Origin of the sequence: Barnesiella sp. ET7 (assembly GCF_024733785.1) — a bacterium.
GTDB classification, from domain to species: domain Bacteria; phylum Bacteroidota; class Bacteroidia; order Bacteroidales; family Barnesiellaceae; genus Barnesiella; species Barnesiella merdigallinarum.
Genome location: NZ_JANRHM010000002.1, coordinates 156,832 through 182,571, shown reverse-complemented (window position 1 = coordinate 182,571; position 25,740 = coordinate 156,832). Strand labels below are relative to the sequence as shown.

The 25,740-nt window shown below is 55.9% G+C and carries 25 protein-coding genes; 5 read left to right on the top strand and 20 right to left on the bottom strand.

Annotated elements, in window-relative coordinates; genetic code table 11:
- Positions 1 to 96: 96 nt before the first annotated feature.
- The 6 genes from NW211_RS02190 to rbr all read right to left on the bottom strand — a co-directional run bounded on the left by NW211_RS02190 (position 97) and on the right by rbr (position 4,102).
- Positions 97 to 633 carry an HD domain-containing protein gene (locus NW211_RS02190; protein WP_087409076.1) on the bottom strand — a complete coding sequence of 179 codons (537 nt, stop codon included), beginning with the start codon at positions 631 to 633 and terminating at the stop codon, positions 97 to 99.
- A gap of 75 nt (positions 634 to 708) precedes the next feature.
- The gene (locus tag NW211_RS02185; RefSeq protein ID WP_255376520.1) at positions 709 to 1,788 is read right to left on the bottom strand and encodes a branched-chain amino acid aminotransferase; all 1,080 of its coding nucleotides are present in this window, start codon (positions 1,786 to 1,788) and stop codon (positions 709 to 711) included.
- Positions 1,789 to 1,917: 129 nt separating this feature from the next.
- On the bottom strand, positions 1,918 to 2,253 hold the full coding sequence (locus NW211_RS02180) for a T9SS type A sorting domain-containing protein (protein WP_087409074.1): 336 nt from the start codon (positions 2,251 to 2,253) through the stop codon (positions 1,918 to 1,920).
- 79 nt (positions 2,254 to 2,332) lie between these two features.
- Positions 2,333 to 2,644: a DUF4491 family protein gene (locus NW211_RS02175; RefSeq protein WP_087409073.1), complete on the bottom strand. Its 312-nt coding sequence runs from the start codon at positions 2,642 to 2,644 to the stop codon at positions 2,333 to 2,335.
- Positions 2,645 to 2,791: 147 nt separating this feature from the next.
- A complete protein-coding gene (locus NW211_RS02170; protein ID WP_258326770.1) occupies positions 2,792 to 3,445 on the bottom strand; it encodes a flavin reductase in 654 nt (217 codons plus the stop codon).
- A gap of 81 nt (positions 3,446 to 3,526) precedes the next feature.
- Complete coding sequence (gene rbr / locus NW211_RS02165) at positions 3,527 to 4,102, bottom strand: rubrerythrin (protein ID WP_087409072.1); 576 nt, start codon at positions 4,100 to 4,102, stop codon at positions 3,527 to 3,529.
- 154 nt (positions 4,103 to 4,256) lie between these two features.
- Here rbr and NW211_RS02160 point away from each other — a divergent pair, with 154 nt between their 5' ends.
- Together NW211_RS02160 and NW211_RS02155 are read left to right on the top strand one after the other, a co-directional pair.
- On the top strand, positions 4,257 to 5,489 hold the full coding sequence (locus NW211_RS02160) for a DUF3440 domain-containing protein (RefSeq protein ID WP_258326768.1): 1,233 nt from the start codon (positions 4,257 to 4,259) through the stop codon (positions 5,487 to 5,489).
- A 3-nt stretch (positions 5,490 to 5,492) separates the two neighbouring features.
- Positions 5,493 to 6,005 carry a ParB/RepB/Spo0J family partition protein gene (locus NW211_RS02155; protein WP_258326767.1) on the top strand — a complete coding sequence of 171 codons (513 nt, stop codon included), beginning with the start codon at positions 5,493 to 5,495 and terminating at the stop codon, positions 6,003 to 6,005.
- 72 nt (positions 6,006 to 6,077) lie between these two features.
- On the opposite strand, the gene NW211_RS02150 is transcribed toward NW211_RS02155, so the two are convergent.
- The 5 genes from NW211_RS02150 to NW211_RS02130 all read right to left on the bottom strand — a co-directional run bounded on the left by NW211_RS02150 (position 6,078) and on the right by NW211_RS02130 (position 12,654).
- Positions 6,078 to 6,929: an MBL fold metallo-hydrolase gene (locus NW211_RS02150; RefSeq protein ID WP_375379565.1), complete on the bottom strand. Its 852-nt coding sequence runs from the start codon at positions 6,927 to 6,929 to the stop codon at positions 6,078 to 6,080.
- A gap of 218 nt (positions 6,930 to 7,147) precedes the next feature.
- Entirely contained in the window at positions 7,148 to 8,182 is a 1,035-nt protein-coding gene (gene galE, locus NW211_RS02145) for a UDP-glucose 4-epimerase GalE (protein WP_087409070.1), read from the bottom strand.
- A gap of 212 nt (positions 8,183 to 8,394) precedes the next feature.
- Positions 8,395 to 9,927: an MBOAT family protein gene (locus tag NW211_RS02140; RefSeq protein WP_258326805.1), complete on the bottom strand. Its 1,533-nt coding sequence runs from the start codon at positions 9,925 to 9,927 to the stop codon at positions 8,395 to 8,397.
- On the bottom strand, positions 9,902 to 11,170 hold the full coding sequence (locus NW211_RS02135) for a GDSL-type esterase/lipase family protein (RefSeq protein WP_258326764.1): 1,269 nt from the start codon (positions 11,168 to 11,170) through the stop codon (positions 9,902 to 9,904). Before NW211_RS02135 ends, NW211_RS02140 begins: the two co-directional genes overlap by 26 nt.
- Complete coding sequence (locus tag NW211_RS02130; protein WP_258326763.1) at positions 11,167 to 12,654, bottom strand: hypothetical protein; 1,488 nt, start codon at positions 12,652 to 12,654, stop codon at positions 11,167 to 11,169. The genes NW211_RS02135 and NW211_RS02130 overlap by 4 nt, the downstream gene beginning before the upstream one ends.
- 130 nt (positions 12,655 to 12,784) lie before the next feature.
- Here NW211_RS02130 and cls point away from each other — a divergent pair, with 130 nt between their 5' ends.
- Positions 12,785 to 14,227, top strand: a complete 1,443-nt coding sequence (cls, locus tag NW211_RS02125) for a cardiolipin synthase (protein WP_258326762.1) — start codon at positions 12,785 to 12,787, stop codon at positions 14,225 to 14,227.
- Here the strand turns inward: cls and NW211_RS02120 are convergent.
- Positions 14,222 to 15,646 (bottom strand): ATP-dependent RecD-like DNA helicase, encoded by a 1,425-nt coding sequence (locus NW211_RS02120; RefSeq protein ID WP_258326761.1) that lies wholly within the window; start codon positions 15,644 to 15,646, stop codon positions 14,222 to 14,224. The two genes, cls and NW211_RS02120, sit on opposite strands and share 6 nt — an antisense overlap.
- A 164-nt stretch (positions 15,647 to 15,810) precedes the next feature.
- Here NW211_RS02120 and NW211_RS02115 point away from each other — a divergent pair, with 164 nt between their 5' ends.
- Positions 15,811 to 16,623, top strand: coding sequence for a DUF3822 family protein (locus tag NW211_RS02115; protein WP_258326760.1), 813 nt, complete (start codon positions 15,811 to 15,813; stop codon positions 16,621 to 16,623).
- Positions 16,624 to 16,632: 9 nt separating this feature from the next.
- Here NW211_RS02115 and NW211_RS02110 read toward each other — a convergent pair whose 3' ends face one another.
- A complete protein-coding gene (locus NW211_RS02110; protein ID WP_258326759.1) occupies positions 16,633 to 17,697 on the bottom strand; it encodes an AraC family transcriptional regulator in 1,065 nt (354 codons plus the stop codon).
- Between the two features lie 228 nt (positions 17,698 to 17,925).
- On the opposite strand from NW211_RS02110, the gene NW211_RS02105 reads away from it, so the two are divergent.
- On the top strand, positions 17,926 to 18,501 hold the full coding sequence (locus NW211_RS02105; protein WP_258326758.1) for an RsmD family RNA methyltransferase: 576 nt from the start codon (positions 17,926 to 17,928) through the stop codon (positions 18,499 to 18,501).
- Positions 18,502 to 18,626: 125 nt separating this feature from the next.
- Here the strand turns inward: NW211_RS02105 and NW211_RS02100 are convergent, their stop codons facing one another.
- The 7 genes from NW211_RS02100 to NW211_RS02070 form a co-directional block, all read right to left on the bottom strand.
- Entirely contained in the window at positions 18,627 to 19,616 is a 990-nt protein-coding gene (locus NW211_RS02100) for a metallophosphoesterase (protein ID WP_087409065.1), read from the bottom strand.
- A gap of 38 nt (positions 19,617 to 19,654) precedes the next feature.
- Positions 19,655 to 22,468 carry a TonB-dependent receptor gene (locus NW211_RS02095; RefSeq protein WP_258326757.1) on the bottom strand — a complete coding sequence of 938 codons (2,814 nt, stop codon included), beginning with the start codon at positions 22,466 to 22,468 and terminating at the stop codon, positions 19,655 to 19,657.
- Between the two features lie 252 nt (positions 22,469 to 22,720).
- Positions 22,721 to 23,068 (bottom strand): MarR family winged helix-turn-helix transcriptional regulator, encoded by a 348-nt coding sequence (locus NW211_RS02090; protein WP_087409063.1) that lies wholly within the window; start codon positions 23,066 to 23,068, stop codon positions 22,721 to 22,723.
- A gap of 4 nt (positions 23,069 to 23,072) precedes the next feature.
- The gene (locus NW211_RS02085; RefSeq protein WP_087409062.1) at positions 23,073 to 23,258 is read right to left on the bottom strand and encodes a 4Fe-4S binding protein; all 186 of its coding nucleotides are present in this window, start codon (positions 23,256 to 23,258) and stop codon (positions 23,073 to 23,075) included.
- 203 nt (positions 23,259 to 23,461) lie between these two features.
- Positions 23,462 to 24,712 carry a T9SS-dependent choice-of-anchor J family protein gene (locus NW211_RS02080; RefSeq protein ID WP_258326756.1) on the bottom strand — a complete coding sequence of 417 codons (1,251 nt, stop codon included), beginning with the start codon at positions 24,710 to 24,712 and terminating at the stop codon, positions 23,462 to 23,464.
- A 299-nt stretch (positions 24,713 to 25,011) separates the two neighbouring features.
- A complete protein-coding gene (gene trxA, locus NW211_RS02075; protein ID WP_087409060.1) occupies positions 25,012 to 25,482 on the bottom strand; it encodes a thioredoxin in 471 nt (156 codons plus the stop codon).
- Positions 25,475 to 25,678 carry a DUF6132 family protein gene (locus tag NW211_RS02070; protein ID WP_087409126.1) on the bottom strand — a complete coding sequence of 68 codons (204 nt, stop codon included), beginning with the start codon at positions 25,676 to 25,678 and terminating at the stop codon, positions 25,475 to 25,477. Before NW211_RS02070 ends, trxA begins: the two co-directional genes overlap by 8 nt.
- Positions 25,679 to 25,740: the final 62 nt, after the last annotated feature.

Below are 25,740 nucleotides of genomic sequence, written 5' to 3'. Positions count from 1 at the left end.
ATACACATTTTCTACGACTTATCGGCTTTTGGACTTTATTTAATATATTTTATTCTCTGTTGGGTAGAGCGGCCGGCGGGCTTGAACGACAGTCGGTCAGAGAAACAGGGCGGCCATCTCTTCGAACCGACGCAGTGAATCTTCGCCATACCGGGCTACGCTTTTGCGTACCTTGTCGAGTGGTTTTTCGCGATCGGGGTTCGACTTGGAGTAGAACTTGTCGGCAAAGCAGACGAGCTTCTCCTCGAGGCTCACGGGGCACATGTCGCGGTGGGGCAGCGGCAGGTTCTGGGCGATGATGTCGGCCACGGTGAGGCCCGTGCCGGTGTGGCGTTCGCACACGAGGGCGTGGCGGGGATAGCCGTCGGCCCGCATGAGTTCGGCCCCCAGTACGCCGTGGCAGATGTAGGGCTGGTCGCCCGTGCAGTAGATGGAGGGGGCGTTGGTGAGGAATACCCCGATGTCGTGAATCATGGCGGCCTCGTAGACGAAGTCGAGGTCTATCTCGAGCTCGGGATGAGCCTGGGCCAGCTGCAGGGCCTTGTCGGCCACCAGGCGGCTGTGCGACCACACGCTGTTGTATAGCGGGGTGCCGGGTTGGTAGTATTTGTTGAAAACGGCTTGAACGTCCATGGTGATGTGTGGTTATAAAAGCAGCAGCCCGAAGCGGATGCCTTCGAGCTGCCTGAATATGAAGCGGGTTTGTAATTACTCGACGATGGTTACCCAGTTGTGGGTATCGGGCTCGTCGCCATATTGGATGGCGCGCAGCTTGTGATAGAGCTTCTCGCAGATGGGGCCGGGTTTGCCGTCTTTGGAAAACACATACGACTTGTTCTCGTCGAGGTCGTCGATGCGGGCGATGGGGCTGATGACAGCAGCCGTACCGCAAGCACCGGCTTCGTCGAACGTGGCGAGTTCTTCCTCGGGTACCTGACGTACTTCGACCGTCATGCCCAGGTCTTCGGCCAGTTGCATGAGGCTCTTGTTGGTTATCGAGGGGAGAATCGAGCTCGATTTCGGCGTGATGTAGCTGTTGCCCCGGATGCCGAAGAAGTTGGCCGGACCGCATTCGTCGATATATTTCTTCTCTTTGGCGTCGAGGTAGAGCACGGCCGAGTAGCCCATGGCGTGAGCCTTTTCGCCCGATACCAGGCTGGCTGCATAGTTACCGCCCACTTTGTAGCGGCCGGTACCGAGCGGTGCGGCACGGTCGTATTGACGCAAGATGACCATCGGGGTGGGTTTGAATCCCTCTTTGAAGTAGGGACCTACCGGCGAAACGAAAACGATGAAGAGGTACTCTTTGGCCGGTTTCACACCTACCTGAGCCGATGTACCGATGAGCAGCGGGCGGATGTAGAGCGAAGCGCCGCTTTCGTAGGGAGGCACGAAGCGCTCGTTTTTCTTGACAACCGTCAGGATAGCCTCGTTAAATTTTTCGGTGGGCAACTCGGGCATCATGATGCCGCGGCACGAGCTTTGCAGGCGGGCGGCATTCTCGTCCATGCGGAAGATGCGGATTTTGCCGTCTTTCCCCCGGAAGGCCTTCATACCCTCGAAAGCCTCTTGTCCATAGTGCAGACAGGTGGCTGCCATGTGTATTTCGAATGTTTGAGAGCTGGTAACCGTGATGTCGCCCCATTTTCCGTCCTTGTAGGTGCATCGTACGTTGTAGTCAGTGGGCATATAGCCGAATGACAGGTTTGACCAATCGATACTTTCCATAGTTTCGTTGTTTTTGTGTTTGACTTTATAGGGACAAAGATAACGATAAAAGCCGAAAATTAAAATTTGAGACCGATTAGTTTGGTCTGACTTTTCAGCTATTTTTCAACGAAACTCAGACTCTTCATGCCGGGCGTGGAGCTGGTTGGTGTTTACAGGGGGGCAGGGGCTGCGCAGTCGGGGGGACAATTACAAGGCCACTTTCTGGGTCTTGCCTTCGATCTTGACCAGATAGATGCCGCGGGTACCGATTTTCAGCTCCGATATGCCGGGGTTGATGGTGCGCTCGGTAACAATCTGTCCCAGAATGGTATATACCGTTACTTTTACCCGGCGAGGTGTGCGTATGTAGATATTCCCCTCTTTGCTCGAGACTTCGATTTCGGGGGCTCGGCTGGAGCCGTCGGTGCGGTCGTCGTCGCTGAGGGCCCATGCCGATTGGCTCGTCCAATCTTGAGCGAATGCCTGTGGAGCGGCCGAGCAACCGAGTGCCAATGCAATGAGAATAGCGTATAGATGTTTCATGACGACAATATCTTTTGCAAAGATAACCTTTTTTTGCGGAATGGTGCAGGATAAGTCGTTAAATGTGGCCCCTTTGTCCCTAAAATTTGTAGGTACGCTTGGGATTTTTGGGGAACCACCCCTTTTGCACCCGCTTCTCCTGGTCGAAGAGCTCTTTGATGGTCCAGAACGACGAGAAGGCAAACACCCCCGACAGCGACGAGAACATGACGTTTTCGAGGTACAGCGAGGCGGCGATACCGGCCAGTCCCAGCAGCAGGAATATCCACCAGCAGCGGGTGCCCCAGTGGTACTCGGCTTTGACTACAATCGGGTGAAACAGCCCGATGATGAGAAAGGTGCAGACTCCGATAACGAGTCCTTGCAGGTGGTTGTCGATGATGAAGTCCATAACGAAACGGTAAAAAGGTTGTCTACGGTTTTTGTAGCCTCGCAAGTTGTGCCGGTCGTGCCGGGGTATTTGTTTGCGGGGTGTGCAAAAATAAAAATTCCCGTTGAAAGTAAAAACTCTCGAACGGGAATTTAGTTCGCTTAAAATCTATAATTCTTTGAAACAGCTCCGGGGTGCCTGGCATACCGGGCATTTGTAGTCGTCGGGCAATTCTCCTTCGTGTATGTATCCGCACACTTCGCACACATACCGTTTGGTCGAGATTGTGGTTTGGGGTGCTTCGGTAGCGGGGGCTTTCTCCTCCTCCTCGACATAGGTGGGGGCGTTTTTGGGAGCCCGACCTTTAATCACCTGGTGATAGTAGGCATAGGTCATGGGGGTGCCGTCGTCGGGCAGGGTGTCGATTACGCGGGCAAAGAAGACGTCGTGTGTCTCGTTGTCGGCCACATGCAGCAGCTCGCATACGATGTGGCCCGAGAATTTACCCTTGAGGATGGGCACGTCGTGTTGCCACGTGTAGTCGCGTCCGTCGTATTTGTTGCGGTCGCGTCCGCTCTGGAACCCGAAGGTGGTGATGAGGCTCGTGTCGCTCTCTTCGGCCAGGATGGCCAGGCTGAACCGGCGGTGGCTTACGATGGCATCGTGGGTATAGTTGTTTTTGTTCATCGAGATGGCCACGATGGGATTTTCGCTGGTCACCTGAAAGCAGGTGTTGATGATGCAGCCGGTGGGCCGACCCTTGTCGCTGGTCCCCACTACGTAGAGGCCGTAAGTTATTTTTTGCAGGGGTGTTATGTTCATAGGAGGTAGCGTGGTGGTAAACAGTATCGGCCTGCCCCGACAGAGCAGGCCGATGGTAGTTTACGGGGGATTGATACTGAATTAGTAGTTGTTCTTTTTACGTTCGAAATAGGCGCGCGGGTGTGCACAGGCGGGGCAGGCTTCGGGAGCCGTTTTGCCGCGGTACACATATCCGCAGTTGCGGCATTGCCATTCGATCTCTTCGCTGTCGGAGAATACGGTGCCGTTCTCGACATTCTCGAGCAGTTTGCGGTAACGCTTCTCGTGCTCGGCCTCTACCTTGGCCACGTTGCGGAAGGTGAGGGCAACGGCGGGGAAGCCTTCCTGTTCGGCCACGTCGGCAAAGTGGGGATAGAGGTCTACCCACTCTTCGTTCTCACCCTCGGCGGCAGCCTTCAGGTTTTCGGCTGTAGTGCCGATGACACCGGCGGGGAACGATGCGGTAATCTCGACCATACCGCCTTCGAGGTATTTGAAGAATTTCTTGGCGTGCTCCTTCTCCTGTTCGGCCGTCTCCATGAAGATGGCACTAATCTGTTCAAAACCCTCTTTCTTGGCCACGCTGGCAAAGAAGGTGTAGCGAGTGCGGGCTTGAGATTCGCCGGCAAAAGATTTCAGCAGGTTCTGCTCGGTTTGGGTTCCTTTGATACTTTTCATGACGTTTCGTTTTTGTTGATGTGTTTGTTATTTCTGGTGCAAATATAATTAGAATGATTCTAAAACTAAAATTATTATAGATAAAAATGGCCAGATTTAAGATAATTTCAGATTCGGGGGTAAAGATAGTCGCTTTGTGGAAAGAAAAAAATAGTTGGAGCAATTTAACAAATTCTTACTATCGTTCTCGGGCGGTAAGGATAGCGGTGTGCTGCTCAACTTGTGCCTCGACTATATCCGTCGCCGGCAGCCGGGGCGTCGACTGGGAGTGTTTCATATCGATTACGAGGTGCAGTATCGCGAGACAATCGACTATGTAGACCGGGTATTGGCCTCCAATGCCGATGTATTGGATGTCTATCGGGTGTGTGTGCCTTGCAAGGTCTCTACCTGTACTTCGATGTTTCAGAACTACTGGCGGCCCTGGGAGCCGTCGAAACGGGAGTTGTGGGTGCGCCCGTTACCCGCGGAGGCTTATACTCAGGACGATTTCGATTTCTTCGACGATACCCTGTGGGACTATGAGTTTCAAATCAGGTTTACCGAGTGGCTGCACAGGCGCAACCGGGCCGGTCGCACTTGTTGCCTGATAGGCATACGTTCCCAGGAGAGTCTGAACCGATGGCGCACCGTGCACAGCGACCGCAACTACAAAAAGTATAAAGGGCTCCAGTGGATTCGCGAGATGAAGCATGGCATTTTCAATGCCTACCCCATACACGACTGGCTCACGACCGATATTTGGGTGGCCAACGGACGTTTCGGCTGGGATTACAACCGCCTTTACGATCTCTACTATCGGGCGGGTGTACCTCTCGAGAAGCAGCGGGTGGCCAGCCCCTTCATTTCGCAGGCGCTCTCGAGCCTGCATCTCTACCGGGCTATCGACCCCGACATGTGGGGCAAGATGGTGAGCCGGGTCAACGGGGTCAATTTCGCCGGGCTGTACGGCCGGTCGTCGATGATGGGCTGGTATTCCATCAAGCTGCCGCCCGGCATGACGTGGGAGGGGTATCTCGACTTCCTGCTGAAGACGTTGCCCGAGCCGACTCGCCGTAACTACCAGCGCAAACTGGCGGTGAGTGTCAACTTCTGGCGGGAGAAAGGGGGGTGTCTCTCCGATGAGACCATCAAGAAGTTGGAGGCGCTGGGTATCCCTATTGTCGTGGGCGACCACTCCAACTACAAGACCAACAAGCGGCCGGTGCGGATGGAGTATCTCGACGACATAGACCTGCCCGAGTTCAAAGAGCTGCCTACCTTCAAGCGCATGTGCATCTGCATACTCAAGAACGATCATACCTGCAAGTACATGGGTTTCTCGCTCAACAAGGTCGAGAAGAAGCTGAAAGATCAAGTGATGGAAAAATATAAAGCGTTGAAGTAGAAAATGAAAGAGTATAAAAGTCCGGTGTATCAGGTCCGGGCGGTACCTGTAGAAAAGGTGGTGGCCAATACCTATAATCCCAATGTGGTGGCTCCGCCCGAGATGAAACTGCTCGAGCTCTCGATTTGGGAAGATGGCTATACGATGCCCTGTGTCTGCTACTATTTGCCCGAGACCGACCAGTACGAACTGGTGGACGGGTTTCACCGCTACAAGGTGATGCTCACCTCGCCGCGCATCTACGAGCGGGAGAAGGGGATGCTGCCGGTGGTGGTCATCGACAAGGATATTTCGAACCGCATGGCCTCGACCATACGCCACAACCGGGCACGGGGTACGCATTGTGTCGAACTCATGTGCAAGATTGTCTCCGAGCTGACCAAGGCGGGCATGTCGGATGGCTGGATTATGAAGAATATCGGGATGGACAAGGACGAGCTGCTGCGCTATAAACAGATTTCGGGTCTGGCCGAGCTCTTTGCCGACAAGGAGTTCAGCCTTACGAAAGAGATATAGAGCAGAGCGCAACATACAACAAAGGGAGCTCCGTCTGGGGCTCCCTTCGTTGTATGTAAACCGGTTGAGGTGTCATTTCGCATGACCTGCCGGCTGGTGCATGCCGGCCAACAGCAGGTGGTTCTGGCGGGCATAGTCGAGGTAATAGCGGCGTTGCTTGATGGCCGATTGCGGGTCCATGTCGTAGGCGGCGCAAATCTCGGGGTGGGCCAACTGCAGGGCGGCGCCATGCACAAGGTCGCCCACGATGAGGAACTTGCCGGCCCGGTAGGCGGTGTGTCCCGGGGTGTGCCCCACGCAGTCGAGGGCTACCACGCCGCAGGGCAGCGTGTCGCCGTAGGCCACGAGGTGAAGCCGGTCTTTATAGGCCTCCATCGTAGCGGCTACTTGAGTCTTTTTGTCGTCGGGCATCTGCATCCAGGCGTCGTACTCCTGTTGGGCGGCATAGACTTCGGCCTTGGGGAAGACGACCGTATCGCCCTTCATCATGCCGCCGATGTGGTCGCCGTGGAAGTGGGTCAGGTAGAGGTAGTCGATGTCGGCGGGAGTGACTCCGGTGGCCGACAGGTTGGTGAGCAGACGGCTGTCGGGTGCTCCCATACCGGTGTCGAACAAGATGCGTTTACCGTCGATCTCCAGCAGGAAGGCACTCACCGAGGCGGGCACTCCCTGGCCGATGTTCAGGCTGTCGATGAGCGTTTGCGGCAGTTCGCCGAAGAGGCTCAACTGCATCAGCCGCTCCTGGGCATTGTCTCTGATTTGGGTTAGTTTCACTCCGTCACACTCGGTGGTGACGCTGTCGGTACAGGCAAATACGGCCTCCGTTTCGTCGGTAGCCGATGCCTGCTTTTGCGAAGAGCTGCAACCGGCTCCGCACAGCGAAGCCACCAGCATGCTCGAAAGCAGGAATATACTTTTTCTCATCATCGTATGATTGGTTTTGTGGGTTGTCGATGAGGCAAAAATAAAACATTCCGTGCGGTTTGTTAAGAGAAATTTCTCTCGTTTTTTGTCGAGGGCAAGAGCCGTGACACAACGAAGCGGTTGGTCAGGGGGGGCGTGCCTGTCGCTACGAAACAAAAGCAAAGCGAGACCGGCCGGAGCCCGTCTCGCTTTGTATGGGATTGTCGCAAGGAGGCCGATTACATGATGCCTCTTTCGCGCAGTTTCAGTTGCCATTTCCACGCCGAAGCCAGCGTATCTTCGATGCTCTCTTGAGCCGTCCAGCCCAGCACCTTGTTGGCCTTTTCGGGGTTGGCCCACACCTGCTCGATGTCGCCTTCGCGGCGGCCTACGATCTTGTGGGGAACTTTCACACCCGTAGCCTTTTCGAAGGCAGCGATGAGTTCGAGCACCGATACGCCGCGGCCCGTGCCCAGGTTGAAGATTTCGATAGCCTCGGGCGATTTCTTTTCGAGCATGCGGTTCATGGCGATGACGTGAGCCTTGGCCAGGTCGACTACGTTGATGTAGTCGCGGATGCACGAACCGTCGGGCGTGTTGTAGTCGTCGCCGAATACACTCAACTCCTTGCGGATACCCATAGCCGTCTGGGTGAGGTAGGGGATGAGGTTTTGAGGCACGCCGTTGGGCAGTTCGCCGATTTCGGCACTGGGGTGAGCACCGATGGGGTTGAAGTAGCGGAGGATAATCGATTTGAACGGAGCGTTGGCATGAATCGTATCCTTGATAATCTCTTCGCTTATCTGTTTGGTATTGCCATAGGGCGACAGAGCCGGTTTGATAGGAGCCGTTTCGTCGACCGGCAGCACGTCGGGCTGACCGTAGACGGTGCACGACGACGAGAATACGATACCCTCTACACCATACTCGGGCATGAGTGTGAGCAGGTTGATGAGCGACAACAGGTTGTTGCGGTAGTAGAGCAGCGGTTTCTGTACCGATTCGCCCACGGCCTTGCTGGCGGCAAAGTGGATGATACCCTTGATACCCGGATTCTCCTCGAAGAGTTTACGCAACGCCGCGATGTCGGTACAGTCGGCCTGTACGAAGGTGGGGCGTACACCCGTGATGCGTTCGATACCGTCGAGAACCTCGATATTCGAGTTAGACAGATTGTCGATGATAACAACTTCGTAGCCTGCATTCTGCAGCTCTACGGTCGAGTGGGAGCCGATATAACCCGTCCCCCCGGTAACCAAAATTTTTCCCTTCATGACGATTGGTCTGTTATTAAGTTTCTTACTGAGCTACAAAGATAGTGAAAGGCGAGAGCAAAAAAAATCAAGTTTGCTTGAATTTTTTTTGCCAAGCCGCATCCTCTCTTCTGGAAAGAAGTGAAAGGCGAGAGCAAAAAAAATCAAGTTTGCTTGAATTTTTTCCCGGGGAGAGAAGAAAACTTCTTTTTCAGTGAACGCGTATCATCTCCTTAGAACTGCGAATAGATGAAGGGCACCAGTTCGCTCGAACGCACCTGCAACACAAAGAAGAGCACCAGGGCCAGGATGGCGGCCTTGACCACCAGCGGCGACCACGAGAGCTCGCGTTGCAGCCATTGCGACCAGCGGTGCGGGGCAAAGTGCAGCAGGTATCCGGCTACGAGGGCGACGAAGATAACGGCATATCCCGAGACGAAGGCGGGGATGGCATCGGGGCGGAAGTTGGTGAATATCTGGGTTAGTATCTGTCCGGCGATGTCGAGCGAAGGGGCGCGGAAGAATATCCACCCGGCGGCTACCACATGGAAGGTGAGCAGCACGTTGAGGAAGTGGCGGAAGTGCCCGGCCCGATAGTTCTTGGCCACGGGGAAGATACGCCGGTAGAGTTTGTGGATGATGAGCATCAGGCCGTGCCAGGCTCCCCAGATGACAAAGAGCCACGAGGCACCGTGCCACAGACCGCCCAGCACCATGGTGATGAAGAGGTTGAGATAGGTGCGCACCGTACCCCGCCGGTTGCCGCCCAGCGAGATGTAGAGGTAGTCGCGCAGCCAGCTCGACAGGGAGATGTGCCACCGCCGCCAGAACTCGGTGATGGAGCCCGACTTGTAGGGCGAGTCGAAGTTGATTTTGAACCGGTAGCCCATGAGCAGGGCGATGCCGATGGCCATATCGGAGTAGCCCGAGAAGTCGCAATAGATTTGCAGCGTGTAGCCGTAGACGCCCATCAGATTCTCGAACCCGGTATAGAGCATGGGGTTGTCGAAGATGCGGTCGACGAAGTTGACGCTGATGTAGTCGGAGATGACTACCTTCTTAATCAATCCGCACATGACCAGGAAGAGCCCTTCGCCCAACAGCGCCGGGGTGATGTCGAGCGGCCGGTGTATCTGCGGCACGAAGTCCTTGGCCCGCACCACGGGGCCGGCGGCCAACGGCGGGAAGAACGAGAGGTAGAAGAGGTAGTCGCGGAAGCTGGTGACCGGAGCCATCTGCCGGCGATAGAGGTCGATGATGTAGCTCAGCGAACGGAATGTGAAGAACGAGATACCGATGGGCAGCACGATGTCGAGCGGTTCGAACGGCTGGTGCGTCAGGTCGGCAAAAGTCCCCAGCAGCAGATTGGTATACTTGAAGTAGCAGAGCATGCCCAGGTTCACCACCATGCTCGCCAACACGCAGAGCTGCCGCAGCCCCTTTCGCGAGAGCCGCCCCAACAGCCGCCCCAGCGAGTAGTCCGAGAGGGCCACCACGACCAGCAACAGGAAACAGAGTCCGCTCGACTTGTAGTAGAAATAGAGCGAGAAGAGGATGACAAACCCGATGCGCAGGGCCTCGCGATGGGCCAGCAGACGGTATATCCACATGAACCCGATGAAGAGAAAGAGGAAGAGCCCGGTATTGAACATGAGGGGATTCTGCCCGTCGTAGACGAACAGCGAAGCCACCTTCGACCAATCGATACTCTCCGCAAAGGCGGCCACGTCGGCCACCCGATTATTGAGCCACTCCATTATCCACATAATCTTGATAAGCATTCATAAGTGTGCGATACAACATTTCGCCCTGTATGCGATAGCCGGTCTCGGTACAGTGCGTGCGGTCATAAGCCATGAGCCCCGCCTTGCGCCACGCCGTCGATGAGCCCTTGCCACCCGATACCTCGTACCAGTCCCAGCAGGCCAGATGGTGGTCGGCGGCATAAGCCTTCAGGGTCTCCCGCACCAGCGTGACCCGCGAGTTGGGCGAATAGTAGACCCGGCGGCGCTTCTTCACCCAGCGGGTACGCCGGCGGGCACACTCGGCCGGGGTCGTAAGCAGAATCAGGGCCTGCGGGCAACTCGCTTGTAGCGGAGCCACCACGGCATCGATCTGTTTATAGAGTTCGTCGCGGGTCAGCGAGGTCGAAAACGATTCGTTGGTGCCGAGCGAAATGACGATGAGCCGCGGTGCCAGGGCGGCCACCTGCTCGGCAAAGTGAGGTATGGCGGCGTAGCTGCTGTAAAAAGCACCGTTGTTGCCGATGGTATGGTAGAGGATACCGCTCTCGCCCGTCTCGAGACTCGCCCCGTAGATGGCCAGCCGTTCCTCGCCGGGAGCAATCTGTCCCGAGAAGTGGATGCTGCACACCGGGTCGTTCCACGAATAGCAGGTGAGGAAGGGGCTGCGAGCCTCGCCCGTGACCCGATAGGGTTCGGAGATGACTGCCGGGAACGAGTCGGTAGGCTCGTGGAAGAGGCGCACCCGTCGGAACCCCTCGCAATCGTCGGTCTTGCTGAGGGTCGAGACCGTGAGGTCTATGCGGTTGGTACGAGGCACGATGGCTATCCCCCCGATGCCCGGGGTATAGGCGCTGTATTTGCGACCCACACAGCGGGCGAAATTCCAGGCACCGTCGGCCACCACCGAGTAGTCGTGCGGCTCGTTGGTCTTGGCCAGTTTCAGTGGCACCACCAGCCCGCGTCCGGCATCGCCGAAACGCCGTTGCAGCGGCAACCGCACCGCCTCGGTGAGGTAACCCGCCTGGATGTGCGAGTCGCCTATGTGTACGATAGAGACCACGCGGGCCGTCGAGTCGGAGCCGTTTTGCAACGAATCCATCTCGGCAAAGAGCGGCGACCAGTCGGCCCCGTTGAAGTCGATGAGGTTCTTCTCCTTGTTCAGGAACGCCGGTACCGATACGGTGTCGCCCACCCATTGCGCGCGCAGCGGTGCGGCACAGGCCATCAGCAGCAGAAGAGATGCTATGAGGTGACGTATTTTCATAACCCGTTTCGGTTCAAGCTGTATTCCAGCGATTTGACAAACTCGCCCGCCAACCGTCGGCCCCCTTTGTGGTTGATGTGCGTATAATCCTTGTTGGCCTGTTTCTGGGCTACATAGTCGGCCATGCCGTTGAGGCCGCCCATGGCGGCAAAGGTATCCCAGAAGACTACGCCGGCATTTTTGGCCGCCAGCCGTTGCGCCCGCGAGAGAGCCAGTACGGCCGGCATGGTGGTAAACGACCCGTTGAGCTTGCGGCTGCGGTCGCCCACACCCATCAAGATGATGTCGGTATTCGGGTAGCAGGCCTTCAGGTGGTTGATGACCGCCACCATCTTGCGGGCATACGACTCGTAGTGAAGTATCTCGGGGGTCATTACATTCAAGCCATATTGCAGCACGATGGCATCGTAGGGGACGATAGCCTCCATCTGCGTGCAGCGAGCGGCCGGGATAGATACCAGCGACAGACCCGAATAGCCGCGCGTCGAGATGTTGTCGACGGCAATGCCCTGCGTATCGTCGAGCCATACGCCTATGGCTGTAAAGCCGGCAATGGCGCCGGTGCGCACGTCGAAGCGGTTGGTCTTGCCCTCCACCTCGAGCGCCTGGATGTCGGGTGAGCCGGTTACGGCATAGCTCTGCCAACTGCCATCGCCTGTCTTAAGGTCGACCGAACAGTCGTTGCGTGCCACGAAGAGGAACCGCGAGACGGTCCAACTGTCGGCCCGTTCGATGCGTGTGGTTCCCCGGTATTGTGCCCGGGCCCCCTCCAGCGGCACGAAATATTGTTGTTGCAGCGGCATCAGGCTCCAGTCGGCCTCCCGGGGCTTGAGCACGCTATGCACCTCCCAGCCGTTGCCCGACTGGACTACCGAGCGGCGGAAGCCCGGGAAGTCGGAGTGCATCGACACGTAGCCGACCCCGCATCCGCCATACTGCTTTTGCAACTGGCTGCGGACATCCTGCGTGAAGATGTCGGCCTCGATAAACGAGTCGCCCAGAAAGGCAATACGGACCGGGCGCCCCAAGGTAGCGCGTTGCTCCATGGCTGTGAGCAGATGCGACAGGCCGTTCCCGTCGGGCGAGAAGTCCTCGAACAGCACCACCTCGCCATCCTTGCGGGGCGGCGCGTCGACCATCGAGGTGTCGAGCCGCGCCGGTGCCGCCACGGCCGCCCGCGGAGGCGTGAGGCTGTCGCCCGGTGTCACTGATTTCTCCACCACCGAGTCGGCCGGCTGTTCCTGAGCCGCAAAGAGCGAGTCGCTCTCGGCATCGTGCCACACGGCATCGCCCGGCAACTCGAGCATGGACTCGTCTACCCGAATATCAGAAAAGAAATCGATAGGTTTTGTCGTGAAACCGCCCCATTCCATCACAGGCAGTTTTGTCAGGAGGAATAGAAAAACTACAGCTATCAACAACAGGGCCACCACATGCCCGCTTGTATGTTTGGGGGAGTTGCTCCCCGCTTTCTTTTTCTTCACTTTGGCTTTCAATGAGAGCACAAAGATAAACAAAGCATCTCACGATAGGAGCGGTCGAGCCGAAAAAATAACGGTGCCACCGCCCCGGATTTGTTTTTTTCGGAATATTTTTATAATTTAGCTTTTACTTATGTTTACACTCGCCTTGATGCCCTTTACCGACTGGGTCTATCTCGTAGTCTATACGATATATGCCATCACCATACTGGGAACGATTGTGATTGTCATCACCGAAAATCGTAACCCGGTAAAGAGTCTGGCGTGGGTCATCGTGCTCACTTTCCTTCCCGTGGTGGGGTTGGTCTTTTATATCTTTTTCGGACAGAATTTCAAGGCCAAGCGCATGGTGTCGCGACGCATCAAGCGCAAATTGCGCAAGCGCGACTACCACTCGATTGTCAATATCGACGAGCTGCCGTTGAACGAGGAGAGCAAGCAGGAGATCAAGCTTTGTCACAGCCTGTGCAGCATGCCCTACTACTCGGGCAACCGGGTGAAGATCTTCACCACGGGGCAGAGCAAGTTCGACCAGTATCTGCAAGACCTGGAGGCAGCCCGCGAGTACATACACATACAATACTATATCTTCGAAGACGACAAGCTGGGTTCCCGCGTGAAAGAGGTGTTGCTGCGATGTGCCCGCCGGGGGGTACAGATACGGGTGCTCTACGACGACGTGGGGTGCTGGTCGGTCAAGAAGCGTTTTTTCAAGGAGATGCAGAAGGCCGGCATCGTTGTGCGTCCCTTCCTCGAGATAACCTTCCCCCAACTGGCCAGCCGCATCAACTACCGCAACCATCGCAAGATAACCATCATCGACGGCCACATCGGCTACATCGGCGGCATGAACATCGCCGACCGCTATATCGAGGGGCTCAAGTGGGGCATCTGGCGCGACACGCATCTGCGCATCGAGGGGCCGGCCGTGCAGGGACTGCAACTGCTCTTTGCCGTCGACTGGAGTTTCGAGTGCAAAGAGGTGTTGTCGGCGCCGCACTTCTTCCCGCCGATAGAAGATCGGGGAGAGAGCGGTATCCAGATTGCGCCGGGTGGACCCATAGGCGAGTGGTCCAACATTGCCATGCTCTTCCTGAAAGCCATTACCAACGCTAAAAAGGCGGTCTACATACAGACTCCCTACTTCCTGCCCACCGACAGTCTGGCCAAGGCATTGCAGACGGCAGCGCTGGCCAAGGTCGACGTGCGGGTGATGATACCCGAGCGGTCCGACTCGCAGATACTGCGCTTCGCCTCGTTCTCCTACATCGCCGAGATGTTGAAGGCGGGAGTGAAGGTCTACTTCTACCAACCGGGACTGCTCCATGCCAAGACCGTCATTATCGACGACGAACTTTGCACGGTAGGGTCGACCAACTTCGACTTCCGCAGCTTCGAACACAACTTCGAGGCCAACGCCTTCATCTACGACCGCGAGGTCAACAGCGAGATGAAGCGCATCTTCATCGACGACCAGCAGCACTGCCGGCGCATCATCCTGCACTACTGGCGTCACCGCCCGTTGTGGCAAAAGGGACTGGAGTCGATCATGCGGCTGTTGAGCCCGGTATTATAGCGGTTGTTCCAGAAACTGTTCGCTCACATTGACGAGCCACACCTTCTCGGTGGCCCGGGTAAAGGCGGTATAGAGCCAACGGTAGAAGTCGAGCGAGAGAGCCGCCCCCTGCTGAATATACCCCATGTCGATATAGACGTGTTTCCACTGGCCGCCCTGCGCCTTGTGGCAGGTAACTCCGTAGGCATATTTCACCTGCAGAGCGTTGAACCACGGGTCGGTCTTGAGGCGTTTGAACTTCTCGCGCCGGGTGGTGAGGTCGTAGTAGTCGGCCATGACCTGCGTGAACAGAGCCTCCTGCTGTTCGCGGGTGAGCGAGGGGGAGTCGCTTGAGAGGGTATCGAGCAGAATCCTGGCATCCATCTCGACCTCGCGATCGGGGAAATAGAGCAGTACATCGGCAAAATGAAATCCGTACAGCTCGGTGCGTCGGGCCACCCGCACCACCCGGGCCACGTCGCCGTTGGCAATGAAATCGATCTCCTTGTACTCCTTGCCCCAGAAGTAGTTGTTCTTGGCCACCAGCAGCAGGTCGCCGGCGGTGAGCTCCTCCTCGCGATAGAGAATCTGGTTGCGGATACCCTGGTTGAAGATGTTGGCCCGCTTGTTGGAGCGGGTGATGACGATGGTCTCGTCGAGCCCCACCCGGTCGTACGAGTCGGAGATGCGCTCCACCAGATACTCGCCGCTGAGGGCCTCGACGTCGGGGAATCCCTTGACCCGGAGGCGGGGCATGGGCAGTGGTACCTGCTCCATCTCCTCGCGCAGACGGGTGGCGTTGCTGAGGATACCCGACTCGGCCGCCTGCCGCGCCACCTCGCGCAGCTCATATTCCCACACGGTGAGGCCATACCCCTTCAGCACCGCAGCGTCGAGGGCCGGGCTGCGCTCCTGACCTACCGGCGGCAACTGGGCCGTATCGCCCAGCAGAATCAGGCGGCAATGTTCGCCCGAATAGACATACTCCACCAGGTCGTCGAGCAGCCGGCCGGTACCATACACCGCACCCTCGCCCGACGAGTTGGCAATCATCGAGGCCTCATCGACGATAAAGAGGGTGTGTTTGGCCAGATTCTCGCCCACGAGGAACCCCTCCATGTCGGGCGAATAGCTCTTCTGCCGGTAGATGCGGCGGTGTATCGTATAGGCGGGATGGCCGGCGTAGCGGGCAAAGACCTTGGCCGCCCGTCCCGTAGGGGCAAGCAGCACCACCTTGCTCTGCAACTGGGCGAGGGCCTTGACCAGCGCCCCCACCAGCGAAGTCTTGCCCGTGCCGGCATAGCCTCGCAGCAAAAAGAGCGTGTCGTTGTGCTCGTCGAGCACAAAAGTGGCCAGCATCTGCAGCAATTCGCACTGCTGCCGGTTGGGGGCGTAGGGCAGATAACTCTCTATCTGTTGAACAAGCAGGTCGGTAATCATGGACGAATGCGATAAAGTGTATCACAAAAATAGTGTTTCCCGTTTTCTTTTCTTACATTTGTACGATTTAAATGGCGAAAATGTCTGTGCCCCTCTTCGCCGGGAGTGTGCGATACCCCCGTGCCGGAACGTGGCCCAGACCTCAAAAAAACAGAATAGCAAAGATGGAACCGATAGCGGCATTGAACCAGTTGATGAAAGAGAGTCACAAGTACATCCTCACGATGTATGCCGACGGTTCGTACCTGCACATCTTGTTGCAGCACACCGAGAATCGCGACTCGATTGTGACCGAACGGCTGCCCATCGGGTCCACTCAACAGTCGCTCGAGGAGGCAGTTTTTTCCCAACCCGTCCTCACCCGGGCCTTCGAGAAGGTCTTCTTTCTGGTCGACTCGCCCCGCTATACCTTCATCCCCAACGCTTTCGCCTCGGCCGACGACAACCCGCTCTACTTCAATTTCTGTTTCCCCGACAGCGACGGCACCGCCGTAGCGGCCGAGCTGCCTCATACCGGAGCGCAGATGCTCTTTGAGGTAGATACCGAGCGGCTTTCGTTCATCCGGCGCACCTTCGACCGCCCCGTCGTGCTGCACCGGCTGGCTCCCGTGTGCGAATACTTCTACCGCAAGAGCCGGCTGGGCTACAACGCCAAACTCTACGTGCACTGGGGCAACGACTCGATCGACCTGTTTGCCTTCAACCAACAGGGATTCCTGCTGGCCAACAGCTTTGCCATACACCACGTGAACGACGGCATCTACTACATTCTGAATGCCTGGAAACAATTGGGATTCAGCCCCACCGACGACGAGCTCTCGCTCTCGGGCAACCACCAGGAGCTGCGGCAGCACATCATTCCGCTCATTCGCAAGCATCTGGCTTTTATCACCCTCACGAAATTCCCCTCTCACCTGCCGGCCGGCGACGAGAGTCTACCCTTGCCGCTGCGGCTCATCACCGCTTATACTCGATAGAGTGGGGCTTCAATCCCCTCTCTGCCTGCGGTATTGCGAAGGGGTACAACCATATTTTTTCTGGAAAGAGCGGCGGAAGGTCGAGACCGAATTGAACCCGCTCAAGAGGGCTGTCTCTTCGATACTGCCCCCGAAAGCCGCATCGCCGAGAAGCGACTTGGCCCGTTCGAGCCGGAACGAGTTGATGAAGACGTAGAAGGTCACCCCCAACTCGTTGTTCAGGCAGTTGGAGAGGTAGCTGCGGTTGGTCCCCATCTCGGTGGCCAGGTCGTTGAGCGACAGCTTGGCGTTGAGAAACAACTCCTTTTCGCGGATATACTCCTCGAGTTTCTGACTCATTGGCGACGAGCCGTTACGCAACGGTTCCAAGGCCTCGGCTTCGGATGCTGGGGCGTTTTGCGGCACATCGGGTATCCACTCTTGCCGCAGACTGTAGTAGAGCACTACCGACCACAGCAGGGTCGAGGTGGTATAGTAGACGAGGTCGCCCAGATGGCTGATGTGGGTACAGGTATAGAGCCAAAGCAACAGACAGAGGGCCAGAATAATCATGCTGTTGATGAGCCAGCGCACATTCACCCGCTCGGTGTAGGAGTAGTTCTCGCGCATGAACCGGTTGTAGTTTCTCACCTTGGAGACGATGAAGAGTACCACGACCAGACAGAAGAGGGCCATATAGATCACACTCCCTACGTAAAAAGCCGATGCACCCGTTGTGGCAAATCCGGCGGTGAGGAGTACCAACGGCAATTCGAACTGCACCACCCGCTTGAGGCTGAAGAAGCCGGGGTAGAGAATCTCGAGCAGGAAGAGGGCGCAAAACGGTACTGCCCACATGTCGAACGACAGCAACAGGGTAGAGTAGTAGTACGACTCGCTCACCGAGTCGACGTAGAGCAACAGGTCTTTTACATTCTGTACGCCCCACAGGCAAAACAGGTATCCCAGTACCTGCAATGGTCGGTTGGTGCCCCGAAAGAAGGCCAGATTGATTCCAAAGTAGATGAAAAAGGCCGATGACAAACCGTGTGCAAAATTGGACAGACTTTCGATAAACAGCGTGTTTAGAACCATTCCCCCGTGGTGTTTGATTATGATATTTTCATAGACTCAATGGAATTGCAAATATAGTGTGCCACGCTATAAAAATCAAGAGAACTTGATTTTATGCTCTCGCCTTTCGCTATCTTTTCAGAAGAGAGGATGCGGCTCGGCATAGTCAAATTTGAAAAACAAGTTTTCCCGTTTGCCTCTGCCCTCACCTTTCACTATCTTTGTATCATAAACCAAAGAGCAAACAGCATGCGAATCATCAGCGGTAAATACGGGCGTCGGCGGTTCGATGTCCCCACTAATATCAAGGCTCGGCCCACGACCGACTTTGCCCGGGAGAATATCTTCAACGTACTGGAAAACCTGATCGACTTCGAGGGCATCGAGGCGCTCGACCTCTTTGCCGGCACGGGGGCCATCAGCTTCGAGCTGCTCTCGCGCGAGTGTGCCCGGGTGGTATGTGTCGAGATTTACCCCACGCAATACAACTTTATCCGCAAGGTGCGGCAACAGCTCGGCGACCGCAACCTCACCCCCATCAAGGGCGATGTCTTCAAGTTTGTACAAAGCTGCCGCCAGCAGTTCGACCTGGTGTTTGCCGACCCTCCCTACGACTTGCCCAAGCTGGAGACTCTGCCGCACGAGGTGCTGTCGCGCAACCTCTTGAAACCGGGCGGTATCTTTGTACTCGAGCATTCGAAGAACAACGACTTCTCGTCGCACCCGCTCTTCGACCAGCATCGCAGTTACGGCAGCGTGAACTTCTCGATTTTCCGTCAGCCCGAGGCCGAGGCCTCCGGGGCGACCGACTCCCCGGACCTCTAACCGGGAGCGAAGCGGCTCGGCCCGCATCGTTATCTCCAGCCCTTTACACGAAAACAGAAGGGCTTCGCCCGGCCCGACGGCCACAGGCAAAGCCCCTTTGAAAGAAAGAAAATAAGAAACTCGTGTTATTTGGTGCGCGTAACCGTGTGCAGCACATGGCCGGTCTTGTCGAGCATGTAGAGGCTCAACTCCTGGTCCGATACCGATACGACTGAGAATCCCGGTTCGGGGCTGCAATATTGCGTTCCCTCGATGGGGCTCACCTTGCGGCTCAGCGAGGCCGACGAGTTGACCACGTAGTCGACCGGGCTGTCGGGCATCTGTATGTGCTGGAAGTTGTGAATGTGCCCGGCGATATACATGTCGACACCATATTTCCTCAACAGCGGGTCGAGACGCTCCTGCAGGTTCTCGCGCTCGATTTCGTCCTTGGGAGTCTGAGCATAGACGGGGTGATGGCCGATGACCACCTTCCAGGTGTCGTGCGAGGCATTCAGCACCGAGTCGATCCAGTGAAGCTGGGCCTGCATGTCTTGGGCGGCCACGTCGCGATACGACTCTTCCGACTCCTTGTGGTATTTGTCGATAAGCGGTGCCGTGTCGATAAAGACCACCTTGAGCGTAGAGCTGTCGCCCACCTCGAAGGTCTTGTCGTAGTAGCGGGCCGGCATGCACCAGCGGCGGCTTACGCCCGAATAGTCGAGTACGGCCTGGGTGTTGCCCCGGTATTCGTGGTTACCCAGCACGGGATACCAGTCGAGCATCAGCTCGGGGTGCGAATAGATGTATTCGTAGTTGGTATTCCACAGAGGGTCGTCGACGCTGGCCACCCCCTCGAAGTGGTGAATGTCGCCGGCGGCGGCTACAAACTCGATGCCTATCTCGCCGGCCGTCTCGCCCATCTGCTCGGCAATGGGCTTCTGGTCGTAATAGCCGTTACGTCCCATGTCGTTGGCTACGATAAAGTTGAAGTTATCGTCGATCGACTCGGGGAAGGTGCTGTTTTGCGTGTCGTTGGTCTGGCGGCACGACCAGCCGCACAGGATAATCCCCACCAGCAGCAAGGCCGAAAAGGTGCGGACATGTCTCAAAAAGAATCTAACGGATTTTTTCATTTCGCTTCGTTTATTTGTTTTTATCATTTACTTGTTTTTTAGAACTCCCATTTTACACCGATGTCGAAGGTCGACTTGTAATACTCGAGCTGTGCCATGTACTGCTTGGAGCCCTGGTAGTAGCGCAGCGGCTGGTTGGTGAGGTTGTTGGCCTCGGCAAAGATGCGCAGGCCGTCGGCAATGCGATACGAGGCGTTGGCGTCGAGGAAGAGCTGCCCGTCGTAATAGCGGTCTTCAAAAGCCGTGCTGGCCACCTCGTCGAGATACCCGGCGGTGTAGTTCAAAGAAACACGTGCCGAGAAGCGATTGTTCTCCCAAGCCAGCGAGGCGTTGAACATGTGCGGAGCCGTGCCCGGGAAGCTCACGTCGGTACGCTCCTCGCCGTCCTCGTTGTAGATACCTTTGGTAATCGAGTGGGTATAGGTGTAGTTGAGCATCACGCTGAAGTTGCGCATGAAACTCGAGGCAAAGAAGTCGAGCTTGCGCTGGAAGGCCAGCTCCACACCGAAGAGGTGTACCTGGTCGCCGTTCAGGGGGCGCAGGAACTGCCACTGCTCACCGGCCGGGATGGGGTTGGGCAGGTTGGGGAAATCGGCGGCAAACTTCTCGGTCGTATAGTTGGCATCGAGGTAGTTGTAGATGAAGTTGTCGAGATTTTTGTAGAAGAGCCCGGCCGAAACGATACCCACCGACTGGAAGTAGTATTCGCCGATGAGGTCGGCGTTGTAGGAGTAGGTGGCCTTCAGGTCGGAGTTACCGGCCGAGATTTCGCGGTCTTCCGATTTTACATCGGCAAAGGGAATCAGGGCGTAGTAGTTGGGGCGGGCGAGTGCCGTCGAGAAGACACCGCGGAGTACCATATTCTTTCGGGGTGTGTAACAGATGGTCACGTTGGGCAGCACGTTGGTGTAGCTGTTTTTCACGTTGCGCAGGTCGGCGTTGGCATAGTCTTCGTCGAGCACATAGTTGCCCTCGTAGTCGACCCGGGTATGCTCGATGCGGGCCCCCACGATAAAGGTGAGGTCGGGGGTAATATCCTGGTCCCAACGCAGATAACCGGCGTAGATTTGCTCCTTGGCCTTGTAGTTGTTGACCAGATACTCCGACGGGTCGGCCTCTTTCTCGAAGAGTGCGGCGTTGTTGAGGTCGACATTGCCCAGCCATTTTTTGGAGACGAACGAGCCCGGTATGTAGCGGTCGCCCTGCGTCAGAGGCGAGTTGTAGGTGACCGGTTCCATGTCGCCCAGCGAGGGGAGACCGTCGATGGGGGTATATTCATAAAAGTTGTTGTTGCGCTCCTTGCTCTTGATGCGAGCTTTCAAACCGAAGTGGAGACGACCCTTTTGCGATGCGATGGCCGAGAGAGGTACCCGGGCGTTGATTTTGGCCGAGTATTCATCCTCGTCGGTATAGTCGTGCTGTTCGGTGAGCTTGTCGAAGGCAAAGAGACTCAAGTCTTGCCCGGGAGCCGAGATAAAGGGCAGTCGCGGGTTGGTCAGATCTTGTGTGAGCGAAAGTCCCTCTTGCGTATACTCGATGTAGCGTTCGTGCGGACGGTCTTCCTGAGCCTTGGCATAGCTGAGGTTCCAGTCGAGGTCGAACCGGGGCGAGAGCAGGTGCGTACCCGTGAGCGAATAGGATTGCACCCGCTGGTCTTCGAGACGGGCGTTCTTGTTGCGGCAGTTGTCTATACCGCCTTTGGTCTCGCGGGTGATGTTACCCGTGTATCCGGTAATCGCCTGCGTAGCCTCGTCGTATACGGGTTCCACATCCTTGAACTGGGTGCGGAAGCGGTTCTCCCTGTCGTCGCGCCAGTTGTACATCAGGTCGGCAGCCAGCGTGTTGTTGGCATCGATTTTCCAGTCGGTATTGAGCGAGATGCTGCGGCGGATGCGTTGCACGTCGTATTTGCGAATATCCATCTCTTCGAGGAAAATATTCTGGGCGTCGTCCTTGCCCCACACCCCTTCGATATTGTCCGAACCGTAGCTCTTGTTCATGTACGAGGCGCTGAGTACCACGCCCACCTTATCGTCGGCAAAGCGGTTGGAGTAGACAAACGAGCCCGACCCGGTAGCCCCGTTGCGGATGGGGTTGAAACCGCCCAGTGCCGTGAGCGAGATGCGCTGCCGGCCCGATGCGGCGCGAGTCACCAGGTCGACCGAACCGCCTATGGCATCGCCATCCATGTCGGGAGTAAGGGTTTTGTTTACCCGTATGGTCTGTATCATGTCCGAGGGAATCAGGTCCATCTGCACCTTGCGGTTGTCGCCCTCGGCCGAGGGGATGCGGTTCCCGTTCAGAGTCACCGAGTTCAACTCCGAAGCCAGACCCCGTACGATGATGTTGCGGGCCTCGCCCTGGTCGTTCTGCATGGTGATACCCGGTACCCGTTTCAGCGCATCGCCTATGTTCGAGTCGGGGAAACGGCCCACCTGGTCGGCCGAAATCACGTTGGTTACATTGCGGTTGGTCTTCTGCTGGTTGAATGCCTTGGCCTGTCCGCGAGCCTGGTCGCCCATGACTACCACCTCGTTCAAGACTTTCGAATCTTCCTGCAACTGAAACTCGATGACCGAGTTTCCTCCCTCTTTTACCGTGACGTCCTGATACGCCGTCGTATATCCTAAGTAAGTGACTTCGACCCGATACTCCCCGTCGGGAACATTCAGGAACTCGAAGTAACCGTTTTTGTCCGAGACTGTGTAGCGGTTAAATTTGTCCAGTCGCAGTACGGCGCCCGGCAACGTGTGGTGCTCGGTCCCCTCTTTCACCGTACCCGAAATAAGTCCTGCTGCTTGTGCAACAGCAATTTGCACGAGAATAAAAATCAATGTGAATGTCCTTTTCATACTGTTTTTCCGTTGGTTATATGCTGCGCCAAAATTATCGGGCCCGTGCAACATTTGTGTTACAACTGTTTTAAGCCTAAGCAACATTCGTTATACATTGATGCTACAACTCGTTTATTATCAGTGAGGTTGGCTAAACGAGAGAAGGGTATGAGCCGGGGGGACAAAAAAAATCCCCAGGCCCGAAAACAATCGGGTCTGGGGATACTATCGGTCACGACGGGCGGCCTGCCCGCCGGATACATTTTTCGGTTACAACAATTTCTGCAGAAGCTCGGGCACCTGGATGTCGCAACATTGCAACCGGGCGAGGCAATCGGCTCCCTCGGGCGAAAGCGAGAAGTACATCTGCCGCTTGTCGTCATCGCCCAGGCTGCGCTGAATGAGCCCCTTTTTCTCGGCCGAGCGAATCACCTTCGAGGCGTTCGACTGGGAGAGGTTCAACTGTCTGGCAATATCGCCCGACGACAGTTTGGGGCAATCGCTCAAGGCACACAGCAGGGAGCCCTCGTTGAGCCCGAGGCCGTAGCGCTTTTCAAACCGGGCTTCAAACTCGGTGATGGCCCGGTATACATCGCGTATCTTGCAAAACGATTCCATACGCTTACTTGATTTCATACATGGCCTGTTTGAAACACGAACGCACACACTTGCCGCACTCTATACACTTGTCGGCATCGATTTGCGGCAACCCGAACCCCACCTGGCTGATGGCCTGCCGGGGGCAAAGGTCGATGAGCGGGCAGCGATGGTTCTGCGGACAACGGTCTTTGTCTACTACGATTGGCATATCTTTTTTTCCTCCTTTCTTTACACAAAAGTCGAACCTGCTGTGGGCCTCTCTGCCCCGGTCGATACGACTTTTGTATCGGTTTACAAAATTACATTTTCTTTTCCAATGCAGAACAAGGCCGGGAGTCGCTTTTGCCTGCGGGCAAAACGAAGGGGGAATCTCCCCGTGCGGGAGACTCCCCCTCGCCGATAGGTTCTGCGTTATTTGATAAACTTGGTTTGCAGCACTTGTCCGTCGGCCATGGCCCGAACCAGATAAACGCCGCTCGACAAGTGGTCGACATCGAGGGTCGATTGATTTTCACAACCGGCTACCTGACGTCCGCTGGCATCGAAGACCACGATGCGGTCTACCTGCTCGGCCGAGCATACTACCTGACCGGCACTTACCCACAAGCGGCCGTCGGCTGCAACCGACTCTACGGACGAACCGCCTTTGACTATATCGCCATAGAACCCGATGTTGTCGATCGAGAGCATGTAGCCGTCGGTCGTCGTCAGACGGATGGCTACGTAGATGTTCTGTCCCTTATAGGCGCCCAGGTCTACACCGCGGGTGCTGGGATTGGTGGCGAAGTTCTCGTCGGTAACCGTCAGAATCGAGGTGAAGCTCTCGGGCTCGGCATCGGTGGTCGATACCATAATCTCGTAGTCCTCGGCAAAATCTTCACCGGCATCGCCCGACATGGCCGACCATACCATATTGGCATTGTCGGAAGTAACCCCGATTTGGGGGAAGATGCACCAGCGGTCGGCCGGAACAACCGTCGTAAACCACGAAGCAGCGGTAAGCATCCACGAACCGAAGGTGGGGTGCTCGTTGATTTCAATCACGTTCCACGGCTCGTTGTTGGGGAATATGTCGTTCAACGACGAGTTGACCGTGGCACCGTCTTCGGCTCTCAACGTCAGCTCTTCGGGAACGGTTCCCGTTTCGAAGTCGTAGTACATGACCGGGTTCTTCACTACGGTGAACTCGACTTCGAGAGTATTGTTTTCGAGATTCTCGTCGCCCTCGTTCTCGATGGTAATCGTCAGCGTGTGACCGCCGGACGAGAGGCTGGCCAGGGCTTGCTCGCATACGTAGTTTTTAGTCTCCTGAGGTTCGATGCTCTCGATGTCGAAGGTCTCGACAACCGTACCGTCGACGGCAACTTCGACCGAGGCATTGGTAATCGTGTTGACCGAATTGTTGATTACCGAGAAGGAGATGTCTTGCGACTGTTGCGACGATACATATTCGTTGACCGGCGAGATGAGCCAGTCGTCGGCGGCCTGTTGCATGTTGTAGCCATACTTGGCGGCTTGGGTATAGGAGTCGAAGCCCCACGTCGTTTCGTCTTCGTTGGCATCGACCACCATCCATTGGCCAAACTCCGTTTCGGTGTTCAAGGCTGCTTCATACACGACTTCGGCATGAGCTGCGCTGAATGCACCGCACAAAAAAATCACATAAGTAAACAGTTTTTTTATAACCACATTTTTGATAACCTTACAAATGTGATTAAAAAAAGTTTAAATTCCAATAGTTGGCGCATCTATTTTGTATTATAATTGCTTTTTGATAGCGAAGTATATCAATTAGTTATCATAGGGTAAATCCATCCGATACCAGGGCCGCCGATTTTTTTCTTGTATCTGTCCCGTCGCAGCAAACGATATTCATCTCCACGGCAACGGTAGAAGCCGTGGAGATGAAAAAGCGACACCTCTCTCGCAGTCTCCGCTCGGGAGAACGTGGCTTCATGGGGTTATTTCTTCAGCAATACCTTGTCGATAGCCTCCTTGAACGAACTTTTGGGCATGGCTCCCGTAGCCATCTGCGGCTGCTCGCCCATGGGGATAAAGAGTATCGAGGGGATGCTTCGTATCCCGAACAGACCGGCCAGCTCCTGTTCCTCTTCGGTATTCACCTTATAGATATAGATTTGTCCGTCGTACTCTTCGGCCAGTTCCTCGAGTATGGGTGCTACCATTTTGCAGGGGCCGCACCACGAGGCGTAGAAGTCGATGATGGCCGGCTTGTCGCCCAGGTATTTCCACTCATTGGGATTGGTTTCATAATCCATCACTTTTTTCAAGAAATCGGCTTTGGTCAATTCAATCGTTTTCATCTTGTTCTCCTTTTTATTATTTTTATCATTGTTCGTCGCTTGGGTTTCACAGGCGGCCAGCAGAAGCGCAACCAGACTCACCGCCCAAATCATCAGTCGTTTATTCATAACTTTTCTCTTTTTTAAATGAACTCATCAATAATCCGCCTATGGCTGCTCCCCACACCGTGCTGGTCCAGGGCGATGCCGTGATGGGGCAGGTGCCGCTGGCGCAACCTACATACCGCCAGTAAAGGTATCCGCCTACGGCTCCCAATATCAAGCCCAGAGCCAACAATCCGTATCGCTTCATCCAGCTCTTCATCACTTGCTTTTTGTCCTTTATCTCTATATTTGTTTTCATAAGAAAAATATTCCATTAGAAAT